General features: G+C 44.4%; 20 protein-coding genes and 1 pseudogene. 8 read left to right on the forward strand and 13 right to left on the reverse strand.

Features of this window, described 5'->3' with window-relative positions; all coding sequences use genetic code 11:
- Positions 1-163: 163 nt before the first annotated feature.
- The 3 genes from L3V36_RS12105 (at position 164) to L3V36_RS12115 (ending at position 3,549) form a co-directional block, all read left to right on the forward strand.
- Positions 164-1,396, forward strand: coding sequence for a pyridoxal phosphate-dependent aminotransferase (locus tag L3V36_RS12105; RefSeq protein ID WP_004736094.1), 1,233 nt, complete (start codon positions 164-166; stop codon positions 1,394-1,396).
- 170 nt (positions 1,397-1,566) lie between these two features.
- Positions 1,567-2,151 carry a 5'-deoxynucleotidase gene (gene yfbR, locus L3V36_RS12110; RefSeq protein ID WP_017076767.1) on the forward strand — a complete coding sequence of 195 codons (585 nt, stop codon included), beginning with the start codon at positions 1,567-1,569 and terminating at the stop codon, positions 2,149-2,151.
- A gap of 54 nt (positions 2,152-2,205) precedes the next feature.
- The gene (locus L3V36_RS12115; RefSeq protein ID WP_017076768.1) at positions 2,206-3,549 is read left to right on the forward strand and encodes an anti-phage deoxyguanosine triphosphatase; all 1,344 of its coding nucleotides are present in this window, start codon (positions 2,206-2,208) and stop codon (positions 3,547-3,549) included.
- 26 nt (positions 3,550-3,575) lie between these two features.
- On the opposite strand, the gene L3V36_RS12120 is transcribed toward L3V36_RS12115, so the two are convergent.
- Complete coding sequence (locus L3V36_RS12120; RefSeq protein ID WP_208775056.1) at positions 3,576-4,175, reverse strand: DTW domain-containing protein; 600 nt, start codon at positions 4,173-4,175, stop codon at positions 3,576-3,578.
- A gap of 9 nt (positions 4,176-4,184) precedes the next feature.
- Between L3V36_RS12120 and rrtA the strand changes: the two genes are divergently transcribed.
- On the forward strand, positions 4,185-4,733 hold the full coding sequence (gene rrtA / locus L3V36_RS12125; protein ID WP_029222361.1) for a rhombosortase: 549 nt from the start codon (positions 4,185-4,187) through the stop codon (positions 4,731-4,733).
- Here rrtA and L3V36_RS12130 read toward each other — a convergent pair.
- From L3V36_RS12130 to L3V36_RS23945, 8 genes and pseudogenes are all read right to left on the reverse strand, one after another.
- Complete coding sequence (locus L3V36_RS12130; RefSeq protein ID WP_061024991.1) at positions 4,724-5,023, reverse strand: ComEA family DNA-binding protein; 300 nt, start codon at positions 5,021-5,023, stop codon at positions 4,724-4,726. The genes rrtA and L3V36_RS12130 overlap by 10 nt on opposite strands.
- Positions 5,024-5,284: 261 nt before the next feature.
- Positions 5,285-7,150, reverse strand: a complete 1,866-nt coding sequence (gene ppiD, locus L3V36_RS12135; protein ID WP_208775059.1) for a peptidylprolyl isomerase — start codon at positions 7,148-7,150, stop codon at positions 5,285-5,287.
- Positions 7,151-7,369: 219 nt separating this feature from the next.
- A complete protein-coding gene (locus L3V36_RS12140; protein WP_012604504.1) occupies positions 7,370-7,663 on the reverse strand; it encodes an HU family DNA-binding protein in 294 nt (97 codons plus the stop codon).
- 170 nt (positions 7,664-7,833) lie between these two features.
- Positions 7,834-10,185 (reverse strand): endopeptidase La, encoded by a 2,352-nt coding sequence (gene lon / locus L3V36_RS12145; protein WP_017076773.1) that lies wholly within the window; start codon positions 10,183-10,185, stop codon positions 7,834-7,836.
- A 132-nt stretch (positions 10,186-10,317) separates the two neighbouring features.
- Positions 10,318-11,598: an ATP-dependent protease ATP-binding subunit ClpX gene (gene clpX, locus L3V36_RS12150; RefSeq protein WP_004736081.1), complete on the reverse strand. Its 1,281-nt coding sequence runs from the start codon at positions 11,596-11,598 to the stop codon at positions 10,318-10,320.
- Positions 11,599-11,679: 81 nt separating this feature from the next.
- The gene (gene clpP / locus L3V36_RS12155) at positions 11,680-12,306 is read right to left on the reverse strand and encodes an ATP-dependent Clp endopeptidase proteolytic subunit ClpP (RefSeq protein WP_004736080.1); all 627 of its coding nucleotides are present in this window, start codon (positions 12,304-12,306) and stop codon (positions 11,680-11,682) included.
- A 105-nt stretch (positions 12,307-12,411) separates the two neighbouring features.
- Positions 12,412-13,710, reverse strand: coding sequence for a trigger factor (tig, locus tag L3V36_RS12160; RefSeq protein WP_004736079.1), 1,299 nt, complete (start codon positions 13,708-13,710; stop codon positions 12,412-12,414).
- 335 nt (positions 13,711-14,045) lie between these two features.
- Positions 14,046-14,228, reverse strand: a pseudogene (locus tag L3V36_RS23945) (hypothetical protein); the annotation flags it as partial.
- Positions 14,229-14,391: 163 nt separating this feature from the next.
- Here L3V36_RS23945 and L3V36_RS12165 point away from each other — a divergent pair.
- From L3V36_RS12165 to L3V36_RS12175, 3 genes are all read left to right on the forward strand, one after another.
- Positions 14,392-16,233, forward strand: a complete 1,842-nt coding sequence (locus tag L3V36_RS12165; RefSeq protein WP_208775061.1) for an ATP-binding protein — start codon at positions 14,392-14,394, stop codon at positions 16,231-16,233.
- Positions 16,234-16,330: 97 nt separating this feature from the next.
- Positions 16,331-17,680 carry a sigma-54 dependent transcriptional regulator gene (locus L3V36_RS12170; RefSeq protein WP_017080353.1) on the forward strand — a complete coding sequence of 450 codons (1,350 nt, stop codon included), beginning with the start codon at positions 16,331-16,333 and terminating at the stop codon, positions 17,678-17,680.
- A gap of 78 nt (positions 17,681-17,758) precedes the next feature.
- The gene (locus L3V36_RS12175) at positions 17,759-17,932 is read left to right on the forward strand and encodes a hypothetical protein (protein ID WP_208775062.1); all 174 of its coding nucleotides are present in this window, start codon (positions 17,759-17,761) and stop codon (positions 17,930-17,932) included.
- A gap of 32 nt (positions 17,933-17,964) precedes the next feature.
- Here L3V36_RS12175 and L3V36_RS12180 read toward each other — a convergent pair whose 3' ends face one another.
- From L3V36_RS12180 to L3V36_RS12190, 3 genes are all read right to left on the reverse strand, one after another.
- Positions 17,965-19,326 carry a TRAP transporter large permease gene (locus L3V36_RS12180; protein WP_004736074.1) on the reverse strand — a complete coding sequence of 454 codons (1,362 nt, stop codon included), beginning with the start codon at positions 19,324-19,326 and terminating at the stop codon, positions 17,965-17,967.
- Positions 19,327-19,328: 2 nt separating this feature from the next.
- Complete coding sequence (locus L3V36_RS12185) at positions 19,329-20,084, reverse strand: TRAP transporter small permease (RefSeq protein WP_017076776.1); 756 nt, start codon at positions 20,082-20,084, stop codon at positions 19,329-19,331.
- A 65-nt stretch (positions 20,085-20,149) separates the two neighbouring features.
- Positions 20,150-21,145, reverse strand: coding sequence for a TRAP transporter substrate-binding protein (locus tag L3V36_RS12190; protein ID WP_004736072.1), 996 nt, complete (start codon positions 21,143-21,145; stop codon positions 20,150-20,152).
- A gap of 356 nt (positions 21,146-21,501) precedes the next feature.
- On the opposite strand from L3V36_RS12190, the gene L3V36_RS12195 reads away from it, so the two are divergent.
- Positions 21,502-21,909: a thioesterase family protein gene (locus L3V36_RS12195; RefSeq protein WP_016795211.1), complete on the forward strand. Its 408-nt coding sequence runs from the start codon at positions 21,502-21,504 to the stop codon at positions 21,907-21,909.
- A gap of 20 nt (positions 21,910-21,929) precedes the next feature.
- Here the strand turns inward: L3V36_RS12195 and L3V36_RS12200 are convergent, their stop codons facing one another.
- Entirely contained in the window at positions 21,930-22,757 is an 828-nt protein-coding gene (locus L3V36_RS12200; protein WP_061024982.1) for a 4'-phosphopantetheinyl transferase superfamily protein, read from the reverse strand.
- Between the last annotated feature and the right edge of the window lie 639 nt (positions 22,758-23,396).

Raw genomic sequence — 23,396 nt, forward strand, 5'->3', positions numbered from 1 at the left:
TTAGACAACAACAAAGAAAGCGACTAATTAAAATTTAGAAAAGAGTGACAACAAAAAGACCAAACGTGACACTGAAATGCGACATTCATCAGATTTTTATTCTATCAAACCCCATTTTGCGGTACTTTAATAAAGTATTTAAATTAATTTCAGGAAATCGGCAATGCAAAATATCGGGATGTCGTCAAAACTCAACAGCGTATGCTACGAAATCAGGGGACCTGTACTCAAACATGCTAAGCGCATGGAAGAAGAAGGGCATAAAATACTGAAGCTTAATATTGGTAACCCCGCCCCATTTGGTTTTGACGCCCCTGATGAAATCCTTGTTGATGTAATCCGTAACCTACCGACATCTCAAGGTTACTGTGACTCAAAAGGCATCTATTCAGCCCGCAAAGCGGTTGTTCAGCACTACCAGAAAAAAGGCCTACGTAACCTTGATGTAGAAGACGTTTACATTGGTAACGGCGCATCAGAGCTTATCGTTATGTCTATGCAGGCGCTACTGGATAATGGTGATGAAATCTTAGTTCCCGCTCCGGACTACCCACTATGGACAGCGTCTGTTGCGCTTTCTGGTGGTACACCGGTTCACTACATGTGTGATGAAGATGCTGATTGGTATCCAGATCTAGACGACATGCGTGCAAAGATCTCACCAAAGACTCGCGGCATCGTTCTTATCAACCCGAACAACCCAACGGGCGCGGTATACAGCCGTGATTTCCTATTACAAGTTGTTGAGATTGCTCGTGAGCACGGTTTGATCATCTTCGCTGATGAAATCTACGACAAAGTGCTTTACGACGGTGCCGTACACACTTCAGTCGCAACGCTTGCTGAAGACGTACTAATGGTCACATTCAATGGTCTATCTAAGGCTTACCGCGTGTGTGGTTTCCGTGGTGGCTGGATGTTCTTAACGGGTCCGAAACACATAGCGAAAGGCTACGTTGAAGGGCTAGAAATGCTGGCCTCGATGCGTTTGTGTGCCAACGTACCAATGCAGCACGCCATCCAAACAGCACTGGGTGGTTATCAGAGTATCAACGAACTGATTCTTCCTGGTGGTCGATTGCTTGAGCAACGTGACCGTGCATGGGAACTGATCAACAAGATCCCTGGCGTTTCTTGTGTGAAACCAAAAGGCGCGATGTACCTGTTCCCTAAGATCGACACCAACATGTACAACATCAAAGACGATCAGAAATTCGTGCTCGATTTCCTTAAGCAAGAGAAGGTGCTATTGGTTCAAGGTACTGGCTTCAACTGGCCAAAACCGGATCACTTCCGCATCGTGACTCTGCCACATATCGAAGACCTAGAAATCGCGATTGGTCGTCTAGAGCGCTTCTTACAAACCTACAGCCAAGACGACCTCATCGAAGGTTAATTAGCACAAAGAAAGATGACTACAATTTGCTGTTTTAAAAGACTTTAACTTGTAATCAATCACTTCTATGCTTAAAGGGCTCCTGTTTGGGAGCCTTTTTTGTATCCGCTGTCTCGTATCACTATGTTGAACACATGATACGAGTGGAGCACAGTTTAGAAAGGACTCTTATGAAACAAAGCCATTTCTTTGCCCATCTTGCCCGTATGAAGCTGATTCAACGCTGGCCCCTGATGCGTTCAATCTCAAGCGAGAATATTTCAGAACATAGCCTGCAGGTGGCTTTCGTCGCACATGCCTTGGCATTAATTAAAAATAAGAAGTTTGATGGTCAGCTCAACCCCGAGCACATTGCTCTGCTTGGCATGTACCACGATACCAGCGAGGTACTGACTGGGGATTTACCAACTCCGGTTAAATACTACAACCCAGACATCGCACAAGAGTATAAGAAGATAGAAGCGGCAGCAGAGCAAAGACTGCTTTCAATGCTGCCAGAAGAATTCCGAGACGACTTCGCCCCGTTTTTGATATCTGGAACAGCAAGTAAAGAAGAGCAAAGCATCGTTAAACAAGCCGACACGATCTGTGCTTACCTGAAATGCTTGGAGGAGCTCAGTGCGGGCAATCATGAATACGAGCAAGCGAAACGCCGACTGGAAGAAACACTCGAACAGCGTAAAAGCCCAGAAATGGACTACTTTCTCACCACATTTGCGCCAAGCTTTGAATTATCACTAGACGAGATAAGCTAGCTGGGTATAACTTGAGTGTAATTAGCTAAATAAATCAGATTGATAGGTGCTATTTTGACTTCTCCACTCGAACCACCATTTGAACTCGAACAAGAATGGCAACATCGAAATGACGATGAACATAAAATAAGGCGTGATGACCATCGTAGCCCGTATCAACGCGATCGTGCGCGTGTGCTTCACTCTGCGGCTTTTCGTCGCCTCCAAGCAAAAACTCAAGTTCATGGCACCACGGTAAACGATTTCCACCGAACTCGCCTTACCCATTCGCTAGAAGCCGCACAACTTGGTACTGGCATTGTCGCTCAACTCAAGAAAAAGCAGCCCGAGTTTCGAGATCTTCTCCCCTCAGATAGCTTGATTGATTCACTGTGTTTAGCTCACGACATTGGCCACCCGCCTTATGGGCATGGTGGTGAAGTCGCACTCAACTACATGATGCGCGACCATGGTGGCTTTGAAGGCAATGCCCAAACGTTCCGAATAGTGACTCAGTTAGAACCCTACACCGAACATCACGGGATGAATCTATCTCGACGCACTCTGTTGGGGCTGATTAAATACCCTTCACTTCTTAGCGAAGTTCAAGCTAAATTACAGTCTGAGCCTGTTAAGCACCAACGACAACTCCGAGCCAAAGATTGGATGCCAGCAAAAGGCATCTACGATCATGATGAAGAACTTTTTAACTGGGTACTGGAGCCGCTTTCAAGCAGCGACCAACAGCTTCTAAAACAGAAAAGAAAAACGCATACCGAGCCACTTGAGCACAATAAGACCAAATATAAATCACTTGATTGTTCAATCATGGAGTTGGCTGATGACATCGCCTATGGCGTCCACGATTTAGAAGATGCCATTGTGCTTGGCTCTGTGACCAAAACACAATGGGTAGATTCAGCTTACCCTCAACTTAAAGAGATGGCCGATCCTTGGATTTGTGAACACCTAGATTCAATTACAGAGATGCTTTTCTCTGGTGAGCAGTATCGTCGAAAGGATGCGATTGGTGGGATAGTCAACGCTCTGTTGACCAGTATTTCGATTGAACGAGTGGATGCTAGCTTTGAGAATGTGCTGTTGGCTTACAATGCCGTGCTTGAACCGAGCATGGATGGCACACTCGATAAACTGAAGCACTTTGTCAGCGAGTTCGTGATTCAAGTGCCTCAGGTTCAAGTCATCGAATACAAAGGCCAACAGATCATCATGGATATGTTTGAAGCATTCAGCGCAGATCCTGAACGCTTGCTGCCACTGCCTATCAAGAAGCAATGGCTACAACATCAAGATGAATCAAGAAAGATGCGCGTGATTGCGGATTACATCTCATCAATGACCGATGACCTTGCGCAGAAAATGCATCAGCAATTGTTCTCAGCTCATACCGAGTTTTAATTCCTGACTCGTACCAGTGAATCGGCTTAATCTAAGTAGTTTTTCTCAAACACACCCGGCGGCATTTGATTGATTTGAAACTGAATCATTTGGTCAAATGCCGTTAGCAAAGGGCTAAAGTCACCATCACTCTCTAGCAAGCTAAGCAAATGATAGCCAGCTTCGACGGTAGAAAGGCTGTTTTCACTGGGCGCTTTACGGATTCGATAATTGCCCTTGAGCTCTTTCGGTAAATGAACCGTGCTCAGCGCATGCAAGTTACTCGACACCTGCCACATCTTGAACGCCTTCTTCCACGTCCCATCCAATAAAATCACACGCAGCTTCTTGCTTGGGCATGTCGCAGATTCAACTGAAACAGAGTTTTCGCTTGGGTATAAAATCACATGTTGGTAATGTTCATCGGCCAGCAATGCGTTCAATTGTTCGTTGTCTGAAAAGTCTTCACCGACAAGCGTCACGCTGTTATTTAGAGATAACGAGAGGATACGCGCAGTTCCCATCGGGCGATGCTCTTCTGATGGGTGCTGAAGAATGATAAGCTCAACATTCGATTCGAGTGGTGTAACCCACTGACAAATACAAGCTTTCAAAGCCTTGCTGCATTGGGGGCAATAACGAGACATGGATTTAATGTGTACCCTGTTTTAATTTTCACTTCACTTTTATGCGTCTTATTCCAATTTGAGCCAATACAAGCTTGGGTCGTATGGGATAGCAATGCGATTGCCGAGGGGCAATGGTGGCGGATCCTAACAGGAAACTTTTCACATACCAACTACTCGCACCTTCTGATGAATCTAGCAGGCTTATGGATCATCAGCTATCTGTTTCAACCGAATAAAAAACAGCTTGTTCTTGCTCTGCTTGTGATTAGTTTAGTGACTGGGATCGCTCTGCTGTTTTCGAGTATTCAGATCTATGTCGGCCTATCTGGCACTTTGCATGGGTTGTTTGGCTTATTCGCGCTCAGTGAGGCTTTAAACGGTAGGAGATCAAGTTGGCTGTTAGTATTGGGATTAATCGCTAAAATCGCTTGGGAGCAGCTTATTGGCCCTTCTAGCACGACTGGCGAACTGATTAATGCTCGTGTCGCGATTGAAGCCCACCTAGCAGGTGCATTGGCCGGAGGCTTCATATCTATCGCTTCATTTCTAACAAGTAGAAAAACGGATCAAAGTTGAATTCTTTCGCGGTTCTTTTCAACCGTCGCTTCACCTATCCCTTTCACACTCACCAAATCCTCAACATTCGTAAACGCACCGTTTTGATCTCTGTAATCGACGATCTCTTGGGCTTTCTTGTCCCCAACACCAACTAATAGCGCTGAGAGTTCTTCTGCCGTCGCAGTATTGATGTTTACCGTAATCTCAATGCCATCGTAAAGCTCAGCTTTAGTTGGGCTATCAGAAAACGCTGGGGAGCTCAGGGCCATCAGAAATGAAAGAAGTAGTGTTGAATATATCGTGCGCATAAACCGTTCCTTTGAACAAAAAACGTAACTTATGCATTTACCGCACTAGATAACACAATCACCAGACAAAAATAAAGCGGGTCACCTGAGTGACCCGCTTCGTTATACATCTTGTTTTCATCAGCTTGTTTGTTGGCTCGCAATTCTTATTTATCGAATAAACCTAATTTGCAAAACAACAACCATCGCATGTTGATTCTCGGTAGTCAGCCACCAAACAGGCTTAACTACCGAGCTAATCTAACTCAAGCTAACCTGAGCTTACTGACCTTGACCCACTACGTAGTATTCAACGTCTGCATTTTTACGCAGTACGTTTAGTACATTAGTAAGGTCTTGCTGATTACCAACTCGTTCCAACTGTGCACCAATTTGAGTGCTGTAAGCTGGGTTGATTTCAGCCGTTACTTTAGAAAGCTCAACAACAACGATGTTACCGTCTTGGTCTTTAGATTGACCAAACACAGCTTGACCTGCTTCTGGTTTCGCTAGAGCGAATACAGACGCTGCTAGTGGCGAGTTACGGTCAATCGTTTCAAGTTCAGTGAACTCAAGGTTGTTATCTGCAAGTACTGTTTCGTTGCCTTGCTTAAGCTCGTTCACTAGAGAAACACCTAGCTCAACTGCTTGTTGCTCAGCTTGTACAGCAGACAATGCAGCGACAACTTGATCTTTCACTTCAGCTAGAGGAAGAACTGTCTCGTCGCGAGTCTCTTCTACACGAACAACAATCACGTGCTCAGGTGCAACTTCGATAACTTCAGAGTTCAGACCGTCTTCTTTCACTTCAGGGCTCAAGATAGCTTGCATAACTGCAGGCGTCATCAGAACTTCCGGAGCGTCAACTTGAGAGATGAAATCTGTTGTCGTGATCTTCGCATTGATAGCTTCTGCAGAATCATCTAAGGAATCTGGGAATTCAAACGCTACTTTTTCTAGTTCAGTTTGCTGTTCGTAGAACTGGTCTACAGCATGCTGATCTAGTAGTTCTTGCTTAATCTCAGCCGCTACTTCTGTATAAGGCTGAGCTTGAGACGCTTTTACTTCGTCTAGCTTGATGATGTGGTAGCCAAAATCAGATTTAACTAGTCCAGTAGTATCACCAATATTCTCAAGAGCGAAAGCCGCGTCTTCGAATGCTGGGTCCATAACATCGCGTTCAATCCAACCTAAGTCACCGCCAACATCTGCACTACCGAAGTCGTCAGATTTCTCTTCCGCTAGCGTAGCAAAATCAGCGCCTGCATTTAGCTCGTTTAGGATTGACTGAGCTTTCGCTTCGTCATCGCCTTGAACTAGAATGTGGCTAACTTTACGTTGCTCTTCAGTTGAGTACTTGTCTAGGTGCTCTTGGTAGTATTTCTGTGCTTCTTCATCGCTTACTTCAAGCTGAGACTTAAGTGCTTCAGCTGAAAGCTCGATGTAAGACACCTTAGCTTGCTCTGGACGAGTGTAAGCTTGAGGGTTCTCAGAATAGTACTGTTCGATTTGCTCGTCAGTTAGTTCGATGCCTTTCGCTAGATCAGCAACAGACAGGGTCACTGTACGAATGTCACGAGTTTGCGCAATAAGTTTGCTTTGCGTATCGATTTCGCCTTGAAGAACAAATTCACTGCCTTGAAGCGCAGTCACAAGCTGGTTACGCATTAGGTCACGACGCATGTATTCAGCGAAGCTTTCTGCGCTGAAACCTGCACGACGCAGTGCTGATTGGTAAACTTCTTGATCAAATTGACCAGCAGTTTGGAACTGAGGCATTTCTAGAATCATTGTACGGATTTGAGAATCACTGATTCGTAGGCCTAGTGACTCAGCTTGCTGCTCAAGTAGAACATCGTTGATCATGCGATCAAGTACTGATTTACGGAAAGACTCTACGTATGCAGGGTCTGCAAGCATTTGAGCGAAGTAATCGCCAAGTTGAGACTGCATACGATTACGTTCGTTTTGGTAAGCTTGTTCGAACTCACCACGAGCAATTTCTGTGTTGCCAACTTTAGCTGCTGCGTTGTTACCGCCACCGGTGATGTAGCTGCCTACACCTGCGAATACGAATGACAGGATAATCAACCCAAGGATAATTTTTACCGCGATGCTATTCACGCCTTCGCGTAATCGATCCATCATAATTTAAGTGCTCTCCGGATATGAAGCATTGGCTTCAAAATAAAATCTATTCACGCGATATTATCAGAAAAAGAAATGCGCATCAGTAGGATGCGCATAATTTAAATAAGTTCAATGTGCTTTGCACACATACTGTCTAAGAATGAAACATCATTTTTCAAACAGTAAACGCATTTTACTGCCTTCCCCTCTCTAAAAGCGAGGTTTCAGCAGTGAAAATTAGTTACATGCGTCTTTAAGTGCTTTACCTGCTTTGAAGCCAGGTACTTTAGCTTCTGCGATTTGGATCTCTTCACCAGTTTTTGGGTTACGACCTGTACGAGCAGCACGAGTACGAACACTGAAAGTACCAAAGCCAACAAGTGCAACTTGGTCACCTGATTGTAGCGTTGTGCCAACTGCTTCGATGAAAGCGTCTAGAGCGCGACCAGCTGAAGCTTTAGAGATGTCTGCGTTTTCTGCGATTGATTCTACTAGTTGTGTTTTATTCACTGTTTTTCCCCTATGTGTCATCTGTGACTACTTCTCGATGACTGTACGTTCCATTTTGGTTTTAATTTAGCCGCAAGCCTTATTGCAAAAGGGCTGCCGCTTTAGTCAAATAACTTAGCGTCCAAAAAAAACGCTGACAAGCCTTTTCGGGTCTATCAGCGTAATTCTTTACTTATTTTTGCTATGCATCACTATTTTTTCACGTCAAACTCGACCCCTGACGGATCTCGTTCTAGCGCGACTTTAAGTACTTCATCAATCCATTGGACCGGAATCACCTTTAAGTCAGCGATTACATTGTCTGGAATCTCTTCCAAATCACGCTCATTGTCTTTAGGAATCAAGACAGTTTTGATGCCGCCACGGTGTGCTGCAAGCAGTTTTTCTTTCAAGCCACCGATAGGTAAAACTTCACCACGAAGGGTAATTTCACCTGTCATACCGACCTCAGCTTTCACCGGATTACCCGTTAAGCTAGATACCAATGCAGTACACATTGCGATACCCGCACTTGGGCCATCTTTTGGTGTTGCACCTTCCGGTACGTGAACGTGAATATCACGTTTCTCGTAGAAATCTGTGTTAATACCCAGATTTTCCGCACGAGAACGAACCACAGTCATGGCTGCTTGAATCGACTCTTTCATCACATCGCCAAGAGAACCGGTTTGCGTTAGCTTACCTTTGCCTGGCATTGATTCAGTTTCGATAGTCAGTAGGTCACCACCCACTTGAGTCCACGCTAAACCAGTCACTTGACCGATACGGTTACTCTCATCCGCTTTACCAAAGTCATGACGTTGAACGCCTAAGTACTCTTTCAGGTTATCAATGTTAACCGTTACAGACTTAAGGCTGCTGTCTAGCAAGATATTCTTAACTGCTTTACGACAAATCTTCGAGATTTCACGCTCTAGATTACGCACACCCGCTTCACGCGTGTAATAACGAATAATGCCAACGATAGCTGAATCTTCGATATTAATCTCGTGAGGCTTAAGGCCGTTACGTTGGACTTGTTTGTCCAGTAAGTGACTTTTAGCGATGTTCAGCTTTTCATCTTCTGTGTAACCCGACAGACGAATCACTTCCATACGGTCCAGTAACGGGCCAGGAATGTCCATTGAGTTAGACGTTGCAACAAACATGACGTCTGACAGATCGTAATCTACTTCTAGGTAGTGATCGTTGAATGCAACGTTTTGCTCTGGATCTAACACTTCTAGAAGCGCTGAAGATGGGTCGCCACGCATATCAGAAGACATCTTATCGATTTCATCTAATAGGAACAGTGGGTTCTTAACACCAACTTTAGACATCTTCTGGATCAGTTTACCCGGAAGTGAACCGATGTAAGTACGACGGTGACCGCGGATTTCCGCTTCGTCACGTACGCCACCAAGAGCCATACGAGTGTACTTACGGCCCGTTGCCGCTGCAATCGAACGGCCTAGCGAGGTTTTACCTACACCAGGAGGACCAACAAGACAAAGGATTGGACCTTTTAACTTGTTAATTCGATTTTGTACTGCCAAGTATTCAAGGATACGTTCTTTAACACGCTCTAAGCCGTAGTGGTCTTCATTCAAGACCTCTTCCGCTTTCGCTAAATTCTTTTTAACTTTTGAACGCTTAGCCCAAGGAACACCAACCATCCAATCAATGTAGCTACGTACTACTGTTGCTTCAGCAGACATTGGCGACATCATTTTCAGTTTTTGCAGTTCTTGCTCGGTTTTTTCACGAGCTTCTTGAGGCATTTTTGAATCTTCGATCTTCTTCTTCAGAGTCTCGAATTCATCAGGTGCGTCATCCATCTCGCCCAGTTCTTTCTGAATCGCTTTCATTTGCTCATTCAGGTAGTACTCGCGCTGAGATTTCTCCATCTGCTTCTTAACGCGGCCACGAATGCGTTTTTCAACTTGCAGGATGTCAATTTCTGACTCCATCTGGCCCATTAAGAATTCCAGACGTTCAGTCACATCTGCAATTTCTAGAACGTGCTGCTTATCAACCAATTTAAGTGGCATGTGCGCTGCAATCGTATCGGCTAGGCGTGCAGCCTCATCAATACCGTTCAGAGACGTTAGAACTTCTGGTGGGATTTTTTTGTTTAGTTTAATAAAGCCTTCGAATTGATTGATCGCGCTGCGAACAACCACTTCTTGTTCTTTTTCGTCAAGTTCTGAGGTTACAACGTATTCGGCATCCGCTAAGAAAAACTCACTCTCTTTGAACTGGTGAATTTTTGCACGCTGCTGACCTTCGACAAGTACTTTCACAGTACCATCAGGCAGCTTTAGCAACTGAAGAATAGTAGCGACGGTACCTACGTTAAATAGGTCGTCGATTGAAGGCTCATCAGTGTCCGCTTCTTTCTGTGCTACAAGTAGTACTTGTTTGTTAGCTTCCATTGCCGATTCAAGGCAAGTAATCGATTTTTCACGACCGACAAACAATGGAATAACCATGTGTGGGTAAACCACTACATCACGTAGAGGTAGCACGGGGATTTCGATACGCTCGGAACGTTCCAAGTTCATATATTTCTCTCTTCCGCTTTAACTTATAAAGCAGTATATGGGGCTTAAACGACTGGATTCAATGGAAGAATAAAAAAAAGGAGGTAATTGCTTACCTCCTTTTTCAATTTGAGTGACTTGTCTAAAAAAGACCTACTCTGCAACCGCGGCTTGGTTATCTGAGTTGCTGTAAATCAACAGTGGTTCTGACTCACCATTAATTACCGACTCATCTATCACAACCTTGCTTACATCTGTCGAAGATGGCAGTTCGTACATAGTTTCTAGTAGAACACCCTCTAAGATAGAACGCAGACCACGAGCACCCGTTTTACGTTCCATTGCTTTCTTCGCAATTGCACGTAGAGCATCGTCGCGGAATTCTAATTCAGTCTCTTCGATTTCAAATAATGCTGCGTACTGCTTAGTAAGCGCATTCTTCGGTTCACAAAGAATTTGAACTAGAGCTTCTTCGTCAAGTTCTGTCAGTGTCGTTGTCACGGGTAGACGACCAATGAATTCCGGAATTAGACCGTACTTCACGAGATCTTCAGGTTCAACTTGAGTGAACAGTTCACCCACAGTTTTTGCTTCATCTTTTGAACGCACTTCTGCGCCAAAACCGATGCTCGAACCTTTTTCTACACGTTGCTCAATCACTTTATCTAGGCCAGAGAACGCTCCGCCACAAATAAATAGGATCTTAGACGTGTCCACTTGCAAGAACTCTTGCTGTGGATGCTTACGACCACCTTGAGGTGGAACTGAAGCAACTGTACCTTCAACAAGTTTAAGTAGAGCTTGCTGTACACCTTCACCAGACACGTCACGCGTGATTGATGGGTTTTCAGCTTTACGAGAAATCTTGTCGATTTCATCGATGTAAACAATGCCGCGTTCTGCTTTCGCTACGTCATAATCACACTTCTGAAGCAACTTCTGGATGATGTTTTCAACATCTTCGCCCACATAACCGGCTTCGGTTAGTGTTGTTGCATCTGCCATTGTGAATGGAACGTCTAGGAAACGAGCCAGTGTTTCAGCCAGTAGCGTTTTACCACTACCAGTAGGACCGATAAGAAGAATGTTACTCTTACCTAGCTCTACGCCTTCAGCTGTCGTGTCACCATTACGCAAACGCTTGTAGTGGTTGTATACCGCAACTGCTAGCACTTTCTTCGCGTATTCTTGACCGATTACATAGTCGTCAAGATGCTCACGAATCTCACGCGGCGTTGGCAGCGATTCCGATTCTTTCTTAGGAAGAACATCTTTAATTTCTTCACGAATAATGTCGTTACAAAGATCGACACATTCATCACAAATGTAAACAGAAGGACCTGCGATTAACTTGCGAACTTCGTGTTGGCTTTTGCCACAGAAAGAGCAGTAAAGCAGTTTACCGCTACCACCCTCTTTGCTTTTGTCTGTCATTCGCTAACCTCTTAGCCTTTACTCTCTATGCTTGAGTGTATATCAATTTGAATCACTTTGCGTTAAACAATTGCCGTGCAATTATTGACCGCGGTGATTAAGAACTGAATCTACCAAGCCGTATTCTACTGCTTGATCAGCAGACATAAAATTATCACGATCTGTATCACGCTCAACAACTTCTAAAGGCTGACCAGTGTGCTCTGCTAATAGTTTGTTTAGCTTTTGTTTGATCGTTAGGATCTCTTGCGCGTGAATTTGAATATCAGACGCTTGGCCTTGGAAGCCGCCAAGTGGCTGGTGAATCATTACACGTGAGTTTGGAAGCACGTGACGCTTACCAGGAGTACCACCCGCTAGTAAGAATGCACCCATAGAGCAAGCTTGACCCATACAGACTGTGCTCACGTTTGGCTTGATGAACTGCATTGTGTCGTAGATAGACATGCCCGCTGTTACGCTACCGCCAGGTGAGTTGATGTAAAGATAGATATCTTTGTCTGGGTTTTCTGATTCCAAGAAAAGCAGTTGAGCCACGACAAGATTTGCCATGTGGTCTTCCACTTGACCTGTTAAGAAAATGATACGTTCTTTTAATAGACGAGAATAAATATCGTAAGAACGTTCACCACGGGAAGTCTGTTCAACCACCATAGGAACTAGTGCGTCCATAATCGATGGCATTGTATTTTTTTCTTGGTAGCTCATATTCTTATGTCCCTAAAATAAATGGCCCGAATGATTAAATCATACGGACCATTGTTAGCAGAATTGTTGACCGTACGTCAACCTTCTACGTCAGATATTACTATATTAAGCAGGTTGCTGATTCATTAGCTCGTTGAAGCTAACTTCTTTATCAGAAACTTGAGCTTTAGCGATGATTGCATCAATAGCTTGCTCTTCTAGAGCAACATTGCGCATGTTGTTCATCATTTGCTCGTTTTGCTCGTAGTAAGCAATAACTTCTGTTGGATCTTCGTATGCTGTAGCCATCTCTTCGATGATAGCTTTAACTTTCTCGTCGTCAGCTTTTAGTTCTTCAGTCTTGATTACTTCACCAAGAAGAAGACCTACAACTACGCGACGTTTAGCTTGCTCTTCGAACAGCTCACGTGGAAGTTGGTCAGCAGCTTCAGTGTTGCCACCAAAACGTTGAGCAGCTTGTTGACGTAGAACACCGATCTCTTGATCGATTAGAGCAGAAGGTACGTCGATGTTGTTTTCGTTAACTAGACCGTCGATTGCTTGCTCTTTGATGCGGTTCTTAACAGCTTGCTTAAGCTCACGCTCCATGTTCTTACGAACTTCAGCTTTAAGGCCTTCAACGCCTTCAGCTGCGCCGAACTTAGAAACGAATTCTTCGTTTAGTTCTGGAAGCTCACGAGCTTCAACTTTGTTCAGCTTGATAGAGAACTTAGCAGCTTTACCTTTTAGGTTTTCAGCGTGGTAATCTTCTGGGAAGTTTACTTCGATTTCGAATTCCATACCTGCTGTTTTACCAACGATACCGTCTTCAAAACCAGGGATCATGCGACCAGCACCCATCTCTAGTGGGAAGTTCTCAGCTTTACCGCCTTCGAACTCTTCACCGTCGATAGAACCAACGAAGTCGATAGTTGCACGAGAACCAGCGTCAGCAGCAGCTTCAACTTCAGTCCAAGTTGCTTGTTGCTTACGTAGAGTTTCGATCATCTCTTCAACGTCAGCTTCTTTAACTTCTACTGCTGGTTTCTCAACAGTGATGTTTTCTAGACCTTTCAGCTCAACTTCTGGGTAAACTTCAAAAGTTGCGTTGAATACTAGGTCAGCGCCTTCGTTGTTTTCAACTGGTGCGAAAGTAGGTGCGCCAGCTGGGTTGATTTTCTCTTTAACGATCGCTTCGATGAAGTGACGTTGCATTACTTCGCCCATCACGTCTTGACGTACTGCTTTGCCGTACATTTTAGCAACCATCTTCATAGGCACTTTGCCTTTACGGAAACCATCGAAACGACGGTTTTTCGCGATGTTGCGTAGTTCAGCTGTAACTGCATCTTCGATGTTAGCAGCAGGAACAGTAATATTAAGACGGCGCTCTAGGCCTTCTAGCGTTTCAACAGTAACTTGCATTATATAAACCTCAAAACTGGCTCAGTAATCTGAGCATATGAGCCGTAACTTAGCTTTAATTCAAAAGCCGACGTTGTTGGCTGCATTCTTGTGTAGTGCTCTATCCGAACACCTAATTTAAAATCGAGCATTGATGTCTGAATTGATTATTCAACCAAACACCAGACTAATCAGCGATATCTTCGTTCTTCACATGCTTATTGAACGTTCTCACGCAGTTATAAAACGTTTTCACGAACCTATAAAAAGCAGTGAAGCTTGTTTTCGGAAACAAGAAAGGTATCTCCGATTAGCCTCAGGACAGAAATTTTAGATGCGACATTCTAGCGATCTGTTTAATCTCTGTCGAGCCGTTCACCTCTGCATGATGATGAATGCTCTAAATTCGTCCAACTAAATGATACAAAAACGATCAAATCATCACTTAGCACAACAGAAATGGGGACAATAGCGACTTTTTCAAGGGAATCGAGGGCTTTTTTTGCTAAAAACCTTAAAAAGAGATCTTGCTCTTGTTTTACCCCTCAGAGTCGATAACTTTTTCAACAATCCCCGTTACAAACCCTTAACCTACCCCCACCTGTCGACTTTCTCCTTTCAGCAAAAACTACCGCTATTTGCTACCATAAATGAGAGAAGACGGGCTTGATTGATTACCAAAGAAATTAGCGGAGAGCCTTCATGTTTCAAGCTTTTAGAATCCCAATACTATTAATGGCCATATACAGTCTACTGATGGTATTTGGCGGTCATTGGGTGTGGAGTACAAGTCATGAAAGTTTGTTAAATGATCATCAATCTAAGCTAGACCGCTTTTCGGTTCATATTTCAAGCCAACTGGATAAGTTCGCGCACATTCCCGAGCTGCTTTCAAAAGACAAAGAGCTGGTCGATGCCCTTCACTCTCCAAGTAACTCTGCGCAAATCGAACTCACCAATCGCTATCTAGAGCACGTAAATTCGGTGATTCAAGCGTCCGACACTTATCTATTAGACAGCATTGGCACCACTATCGCAGCCAGTAACTGGAATCAACCGCGTTCTTTTATTCGTCGAAACTTTGCTTTCCGTCCCTACTATCAAGAAGCCATTCAGGGCAATGAAAATCAATATTTTGCGCTAGGGTCAACGTCTGGAAAGCGAGGCTATTATTATTCTTATCCGGTCTCCTATGCCGCTGAGATTATTGGCGTCATTGTCGTAAAGATGGATTTATCGCTGATTGAAGCAAGTTGGAAAGGCAAACAGAGTTTTTTTGTTGCTGACGATAAAGACCAAATCGTATTCATGTCGAGTAATCCTGAATGGCTGTTCAAAAGCCTTCAGCCGCTGAGCCAAGCACAGCAAGCTCGAATTCACGAAAGCAGACAATATCTCGATACCAAAATAGAAAGCCTTCACTTCTCTGGTGATTTCGAGAGTGCGACTAGCAATATTGAGTCTCCGCACAAGCTCGTCCAAGAGCAATTCTTTAGCTCATCACGCTTCTTAGCCGAACCGAAACTCACCATACGGGTATTTTCTCCGACCCACTTAGTTTGGTGGGATCTGGTGGCTTACCTAGTGGTTTTGAGCCTTATCTTTGCGATTATTTATCTAACGATGCAGCTCAATCACCATCGACAACAAAGGCGTGCCCAAATTGATAGGCTGCAATCTGAAGCCAAACAAAAGCTGGAATTTCAAGTGCTTGAGCGCACATCAGAGCTGCATGTCGAGATTAAACATCGTATCGAAACCGAACATGTACTGAGACAGACACAAGACGAACTCATCCAAGCCGCCAAACTGGCGGTGCTAGGGCAAATGTCGGCAAGCATCAGCCATGAGTTAAATAACCCTCTCGCTGCGATTCGCAGTTATGCCGACAACGGCCGACTGTTTCTTGCCAAAGAAAAGATCGATCGTGTCGATGACAACCTCTCGCGAATCTCAGCGCTCACTGATCGCATGGCGAAAATCAGCCACCAGCTTCGCTCTTTTGCAAAGAAATCCACCGCGGAAGAATTACATACGTTGCAGATACTTCCCGTATTACACTCGTCAAGAGAGCTGATGAAACCACAACTCAAGAGTGAACGAGTTAAGGTTAACGAACTCCCTGAAATCTTTGATGCTTGCGTGCTCGCCAACGCTATCCAATTGGAACAAGTGATCATTAATTTGCTGACCAACGCGATTCAGGCGATGGAACAACAAGACAACAAGCAATTGGCTATTCTGTTAGAGATTAGGGAATCCGACCATCGACAAGCCAGCACCTTGCTGATTCATGTCGATGATAATGGCCCCGGCTTCACTTCCCCTTCGAGCGGAGATTTTTTTGAACCTTTCCATACCACCAAGAAAAACGGACTTGGACTTGGGTTATCGATTTCTCAACAAATAATCCGCGGAATCAACGGCAAGCTCGTTACCGGTCACAGCCCTCAAGGTGGCGCTCGGTTCAGCATAGAGTTGCCCCTTGTTGAGCAAGAACAAAAAGAAAAAAAACCAACACCCAAACCAAAAACAACAGACTGAGATTAAACCGTTAGCAAGCTAGCTATTGAACAAGCGAGTCAACCAACAAGCAAAAAACTCAGCGATAATCAGAATACAAAGAAGTAAAGGAATCACTATGTGTCACGTCTATTTCATTGATGATGAATCCGACCTAAGAATGGCGATTGAACAGAGCTTTGAGCTCGCCGATATTGAAGCGGAGTTCTTTCCCGATGCCGAATCTGCTCTGCTCGCAATTCAAGAGAACGGCTTACCCCACGTAATCATCACTGATATCTGTTTACCGGGTATTTCCGGGCATGACTTGCTCAACACCGTAATGCACAAAGACAAAGAAGTCCCCGTAATCATGATCACTGGCCACGGCGATATCTCCATGGCCGTGCAAGCAATCCAAGACGGCGCCTATGACTTCATTGAAAAGCCGTTCGCCAATGAACGTCTAATCGAAACTACTAAGCGAGCGATAGAAAAACGCCAACTTACCCTTGAGAATCTTGAATTGAAGCGCTCTCTCAAGGCCAGTAAAGCGCTTGGACCAAGAATCATTGGTGACACGCAATCAATGACCGAACTGCGTTCTATCATCACCCACGTTGCCGACACTAACGCCGATATTTTGTTGTTTGGTGAGACAGGCACGGGCAAAGAATTAGTCGCACGATCCCTACATGAGCAAAGCAGTCGACGAGAACAAAACTTTGTTGCCGTCAATTGCGGGGCGGTTCCAGAAAATCTGATTGAAAGTGAGTTGTATGGCCATGAAAAAGGCGCATTCACAGGTGCTGAGAGTAAACGCATTGGCAAGTTCGAGTTTGCTCAAGGCGGAACCCTATTCTTAGATGAGATCGAATCCATGCCGATGCAGGCACAAATTCGCCTGTTACGTGTCTTACAAGAACGCGTCATCGAAAGAGTTGGCTCAAACGGATTGGTCCCACTTGATATTCGAGTAATCGCCGCAACCAAAGTGGACTTGAAAAAGGCAGCTGAAGAAGGGACTTTCAGACAAGACCTTTACTACCGATTGAATGTTGTCACCCTAGATTTACCGCCGTTGAGAAGCCGCCAAGAGGATATCCCAGCACTCTTCCACCACTTCTTACTGGTCGCTGCGGCACGTTATGGCAAAACAGCCCCGGCAATTCCACAGAAAGAACTGCACGAGCTTTTAGCCCACGATTGGCCGGGAAATGTACGAGAATTGCGTAACACTGCGGAGCGTTTCGTACTTTTAGGCAAACTATCTCACTTATCAGACAGCACCACTGAAACTACTCAAGAACTGTCTTTGGCAGAATTGGTATCTGACTTTGAAAAAAACACGTTGAAGCAGGCACTTATTGAATGCAATGGCAGCATCAAAGAGACGATGGAGAGGCTGCAATTACCGAGGAAAACCCTCTACGATAAGATGCAAAAACACCAGCTAACGAAAGAATCTTATAAGGTAGAACCAAACTAAATTAGATTTGGGAGCAAGATCACCTATACTTATTTCAATAACAGGATGTTATGCAATGAATATAATAAGGAAGTCGTTATGGGTGAGAAAACAAGAGTTCCCTCGATCACCGATACTTTCGAGATAGATGGTATTTTTTATACTGACAATCATGTCGATCTATACATGCCAGAATTAGAGGCAAAAAGAGCGCTCTATGAGCAGATTGATTCAGGTTCTAGATATGGCAAGATTATCGATGAGGAGGTTTAACCCTCCTCATCACTTCGTTGTTACTTCACTACCTACTTAGTGATGATCTCTGGCCCCATCAACGTGGTCGGTAACCATGTTGATACCCAAGGTACGTAAGTTACGATAATCAAGAACAAGAACATCACGCCAACCCACGGCAACGCTGCTTTTACCACGTTCATCATCGACATCTTCGCGACCCCGGCGGTCACAAACAAATTGAGCCCAACAGGCGGCGTTATCATCCCTATCTCCATGTTCACCACCATCATGATACCTAGGTGAATTGGGTCGATACCCAGTGCAATTGCAATTGGGAATACCAACGGCGCAACGATGATCAGCAAACCTGATGGCTCCATGAACTGCCCACCAATCAAGAGTAGAACATTCACCACAATCAAGAAGGTGATCGGACCTAAGCCTGCAGAAAGCATAGACTCAGTGATCATCTGAGGAATGCGTTCCTCTGTCAGTACATGCTTAAGAATCAGAGCATTGGCAATGATAAACAGCAGCATGATCGTCAACTTACCTGCATCATAGAGCGTGTCTTTGGTATCTTTATGGAAGAAGGTTTGGAACACCTTAACCAAAGCAGGCTTTGTATTCTTCTTGTCAGCGAAAGGCCCCATATCTTTATAAATAAAGTTGGCAATAAAGAACGCGTATACCGCTGCAACAGCCGCCGCTTCCGTCGGCGTAAAGATACCGCCGTAGATACCACCCAAAATGATGACAATCAGTAGCAGACCCCAACTTGCGTCTTTTGCTGCTGCGAACATCTCACCCCAGCCCACAAACGGCTGTGCAGGAATCTTCTTAATACGTGCTGCAATGTAGATAGCAATCATCAACATCACACCCGCCAACAGGCCAGGAATAACGCCACCGAGGAACATACGACCTACAGATACATCCGTCGCCGCAGCGTAAACAACCATAACAATTGACGGTGGAATCAAGATACCCAAAGTACCCGCATTACAGATAACCCCTGCCGCGAATTCTTTTGTGTAGCCGTTTTTGATCATACCAGCGATAACAATACTACCGATTGCTACTACCGTTGCTGGAGACGATCCAGATAATGCTGCGAACATCATACATGCCACAACCGACGCCATCGCTAAACCGCCGCGGAACCAGCCGACCATTGCGATAGCAAAACGGATAATACGTTTCGCCACACCACCGGTGGACATGAAGCTAGAGGCCAAGATAAAGAAAGGGATCGCTAAGAGTGTGTAGTGGCCTGCAAATGCATTAAACAGCGTTTGTGCAACCGAAGCTAGTGACGCATCAGAGTGCATCAACAAGAATATGACACTTGATAAACCAAGGGAAATCGCAATTGGTACACCGACCAACATGAAAGCAATTACCATTAAAAATAGAAATAACATTGCCATGTTCAGTCTTCCTTACCGTTAGATTTTGTACCCGACTCGTTCGCCTTATTTTGCTTAGTCGAATCCAATACCGCTGTCGCGTCTTCATCAGAACCCGCTAACACATCAGCTTTCAATGCATCCAGCTCTTCTTCGGCTTCATGGCCTGCAATCATGCGGTCAAGCTTGCCCGTCGCCACTTGATAAGCGATTTGGATGAATCGGAACGTCAGCATAGCCATACCAATCGGCAGCGCCATATAAGGAATAAAACGTGGCAGTTTCTCGTATCGCTCGCCTTCATTCAGCCAGTCAGCAAGAAACTGAAGCATCTCGGGCATTGGAATATCATCGGTCTCGTACCAAGCTCGCTCGGTCGCGAACGGGTACCAGTAATTCCAAGAACCGATAAGAAGTAAGATTGAGAATGCTAGGCAGCTTGTGACGGCGATTAACGCATACACTTTACGTAGCTTTTCTGGGGCAAGGTTGATGATCACATCAACGCCAATGTGGAAGTGTTTTTTAACGCCATAAGATGCGCCCACTAACACCATCCAAGCGAACATGAACACAGTCAGTTCTAGTGCCCACAAGATATTGCCATTGAATGCGTATCTGAATACAACATTGGCAAAAGTAAGTAGCGTCATTGCGCCAAGGAAAAATGCGATTAATGACTCTTCAATCACATCCGTAACTCTTCCGACTTTGGAAAAAAAAGAGGTTTCCAGTGCTGATTCGCTAGAATTTGGTTGTTCCATTTGAGGATTATCCATAATTGACTCCGCTTATAGTTATTTTAATAAGGAGTGGCGAAATGCACGCCACTCCCTTAGCGGTGTTATTGGTTTGAAGCTAACGCTGCATCGATAAGGTCTGAACCGATGTCTTTTTCAAACTTCTTCCATACTGGTTGAAGTGCAGCTACCCATGCTTCACGCTGTTCAGGCGTAAGTGTACGAACCTCACCACCGGCTTCGATGATGTTATTTTTGTTCGCTAGGTTAACTTTTGAAGATTCTGCATTACGTGTTTCAGAGACTTCTTGAACGATAGTGCCAAGCTGCGTACGTACATCTTCAGGTAGGTCTTTCCAGAAGTCGTTTGACGTTACAACTAGGTAATCCAAGATACCGTGATTGGTTTCAGTTACGCCGTCTTGTACTTCAAAGAACTTCTTACCGTAGATGTTTGACCATGTGTTCTCTTGACCATCGATAACCTTAGTTTGCAGGCCACCATAAACTTCTTTGAAAGACATCTTCTGTGGGTTAGCGCCTAGTTGTTCAAATTGAGCCACCAATACGTCTGATGCTTGAACACGGAATTTCAAACCTTCCGCGTCTTCAGGGTTGATAAGAGGCTTATTCGCCGACATCTGTTTCATGCCATTGTGCCAAAACGCTAGACCTTGAAGGCCACGACGCTTCATCGCATTCTTCAGTTTTTCGCCAGATTCTGAGTTTTGGAAACGGTCAACGGCTTCTACGTCTTCAAATAGGAAAGGAAGGTCAAAAATGCGGTATTTCTTAGTGAACTTCTCAAATTTAGACAACGATGGCGCCGCCATTTGAACATCACCATTTAACAGGGCTTCCAGTACCTTATTATCATCGTAAAGCGTTGAGTTAGGGAAAACTTGCATACAAGCTTTGCCATTCATTTCCGTGTTTACTCGCTCTTCCAGTAAAGAAGCGGCAATGCCTTTCGGGTGCTTATCCGTATTGGTTACATGACTGAATTTAATCACGATTTCACCTGGATCACAGTTTGCAGCAGCATTAAAACTTGTGAGCGCCAGAGCAGAGACAGACAGCAGGGTAAGAGGCTTAAACATTATTATTCTCCTTAGTAAACAAAACAGCCCTTCAATGGGAACTGCGTGCTTTCACTAAGGCAATTAGCGCGCCACATTAACACAAACCATTAACAACCCTTCAACCATAAGGCTTCATGATATTTGCCTGCTGCACTCGCCAACTCGCTGCAAAAATCAATGGGTGGGAAATGACACATAGAATATTTGTAAATGGGTGGGAGTTGACCAACGTATCACTAATGGATACGACCGAATGAGGTCTGACCAAGAGCCACATTGCCGATGATGCCTTGAAGTAATTTCGACCTATCCTGTAGAGTGCTGCACAACTTAGTCAGATTTACAGCCCCACTACTTACCAAGAGTTGATACTAATGAGTCAGATCTACCATCACCCAGTACAAATTTACTATGAAGATACCGATCACTCAGGTGTGGTTTATCACCCTAACTTTCTAAAATACTTTGAGCGTGCGCGCGAACATGTCTTGGGTAGCGATAAACTGGCGGAATTGTGGAACGAGCACGGACTAGGTTTTGCGGTCTATAAAGCCAACATGACTTTTCAAGATGGTGTTGAATTCGCTGAGATCTGCGACATCCGAACCTCTTTTGAACTCGATGGCAAATACAAAACGCTATGGCGACAAGAAGTGTGGCGTAAGAATGCGACCAAGCCTGCTGTGATTGGTGATATTGAAATGGTCTGTCTTGATAAAGACAAGCAACTGCAGCCAGTACCCGCTGAAGTATTAAAAGCGATGCTTGGAGAGTCGAGCTAACTTCACCTCACCAAGCTAGCTTAAAAGAGGTGAGACGACGAAAAGGTTCTCACCTCTATCTGCATGGGTAGCAAGTTTCCGCCAAGTGTAACCGCAAAGCGATACTGTTCGTCCAGCCGCCCTAAGCAACACTGCCAATCTGTAGAACTATCGGTTTTCTCAGTAACATCCAACCCAACTCCACTGTATATGCTGATTTCACCATGCAATCTAATTTCATCCTGCAAGTTTGGTTGAAAATCCGAAGCGTGAATTGGCAATGTTTGCTCCGTCAGATTGGAGAATTCGAACGAAAAGCTTCGCAACGATGTGGCCAGCCCCTTACCCGTCGCTTTGATGTACGACTCTTTCAACGCCCACAGATCGAAAAAACGCTCTCTCTGTTCTTCTTTGCTGAGCTCAAGTAAATCCGCCAATTCTTTATCTGAAAAGTAGTGCTTCATGATCGAGTCGATATTGGTCGAACTTCTTGCGTGTTCAATATCAACACCCAATTGAACTTGCTTCCCTTCTATCTGGCAAACTGCAATCAACAAATGTTCTTTGCTATGACTAATATTGAAATTTAACCCCGTCTTGAGTTGCTGTTCGACGACTAAACTTGGCTTTCCTTTCTCGCCATATTCAAAGCGCCACGCTTCAGGCATCAAATCAGAATAGCGAGACAGCACCTTTCTAAGGTAATTTCGAACATACAGAGCCTGAATTTGAGATGAGGGCATTCGATAGCGCTCAACTTTGGCTATCTCATCGGCTGTCAGTCTCTTTTTGAGCTGCGATACATTGTCTGGCTGGTCATCTAAATTACTCAGAGAACATAGCCACAAATCAACAACGGAAGTTTTCATTTAACTCGAACTCACTTCTAGAAATCACTCTTCAAAACACGATTGGAACAACCAAATCGAACAAATTTAACTCATCTATGATTTAAGTAAAACCTAGAGAATACGGGAGGGAAACACCCTTCATATACGGGCTTAAAACCAATTTTTTAAATAATAACAAATTAAAACACAGATCACACTTAGCCTTGCACAAGAGGCATCCATTAAATGTTACTTACAAAAACATGACATAGATCTCACCAAATCAAAATATAGAGTAAAAACACTAAATAACAACTCATAACCATTAATTATCAACAAGTTAATGAAATTGAAAATGCAAAAATCAAAACCATGCCAAATTCATCTGGTCTGAACAGATCATAGTGGCCTCTCGGAGCATTGTATCAATAAGTCACCTCGGGTAGCCTGCTCAACCATTAAACAAATTCACGCGTTTTCTTTGCGGATACCGACTTTTCAATTAGTCAGACTTTGAACAGGATTTTAATGGACATCGCCTCAACATTTGAATGCCACCGTCGCGCATGAAACACCTCCCCTACTCTCGTAAGTCAACGCACTTCGAAAGCCTAATTTCTATCTGGTTGCCGCCACTCAGCAACCTGAATTTTCAGCTGCGCTTCCCTAAATCTGTTT

The organism is Vibrio sp. G-C-1 (assembly GCF_021728015.1).
In the GTDB taxonomy this organism is placed as follows: domain Bacteria; phylum Pseudomonadota; class Gammaproteobacteria; order Enterobacterales; family Vibrionaceae; genus Vibrio; species Vibrio splendidus.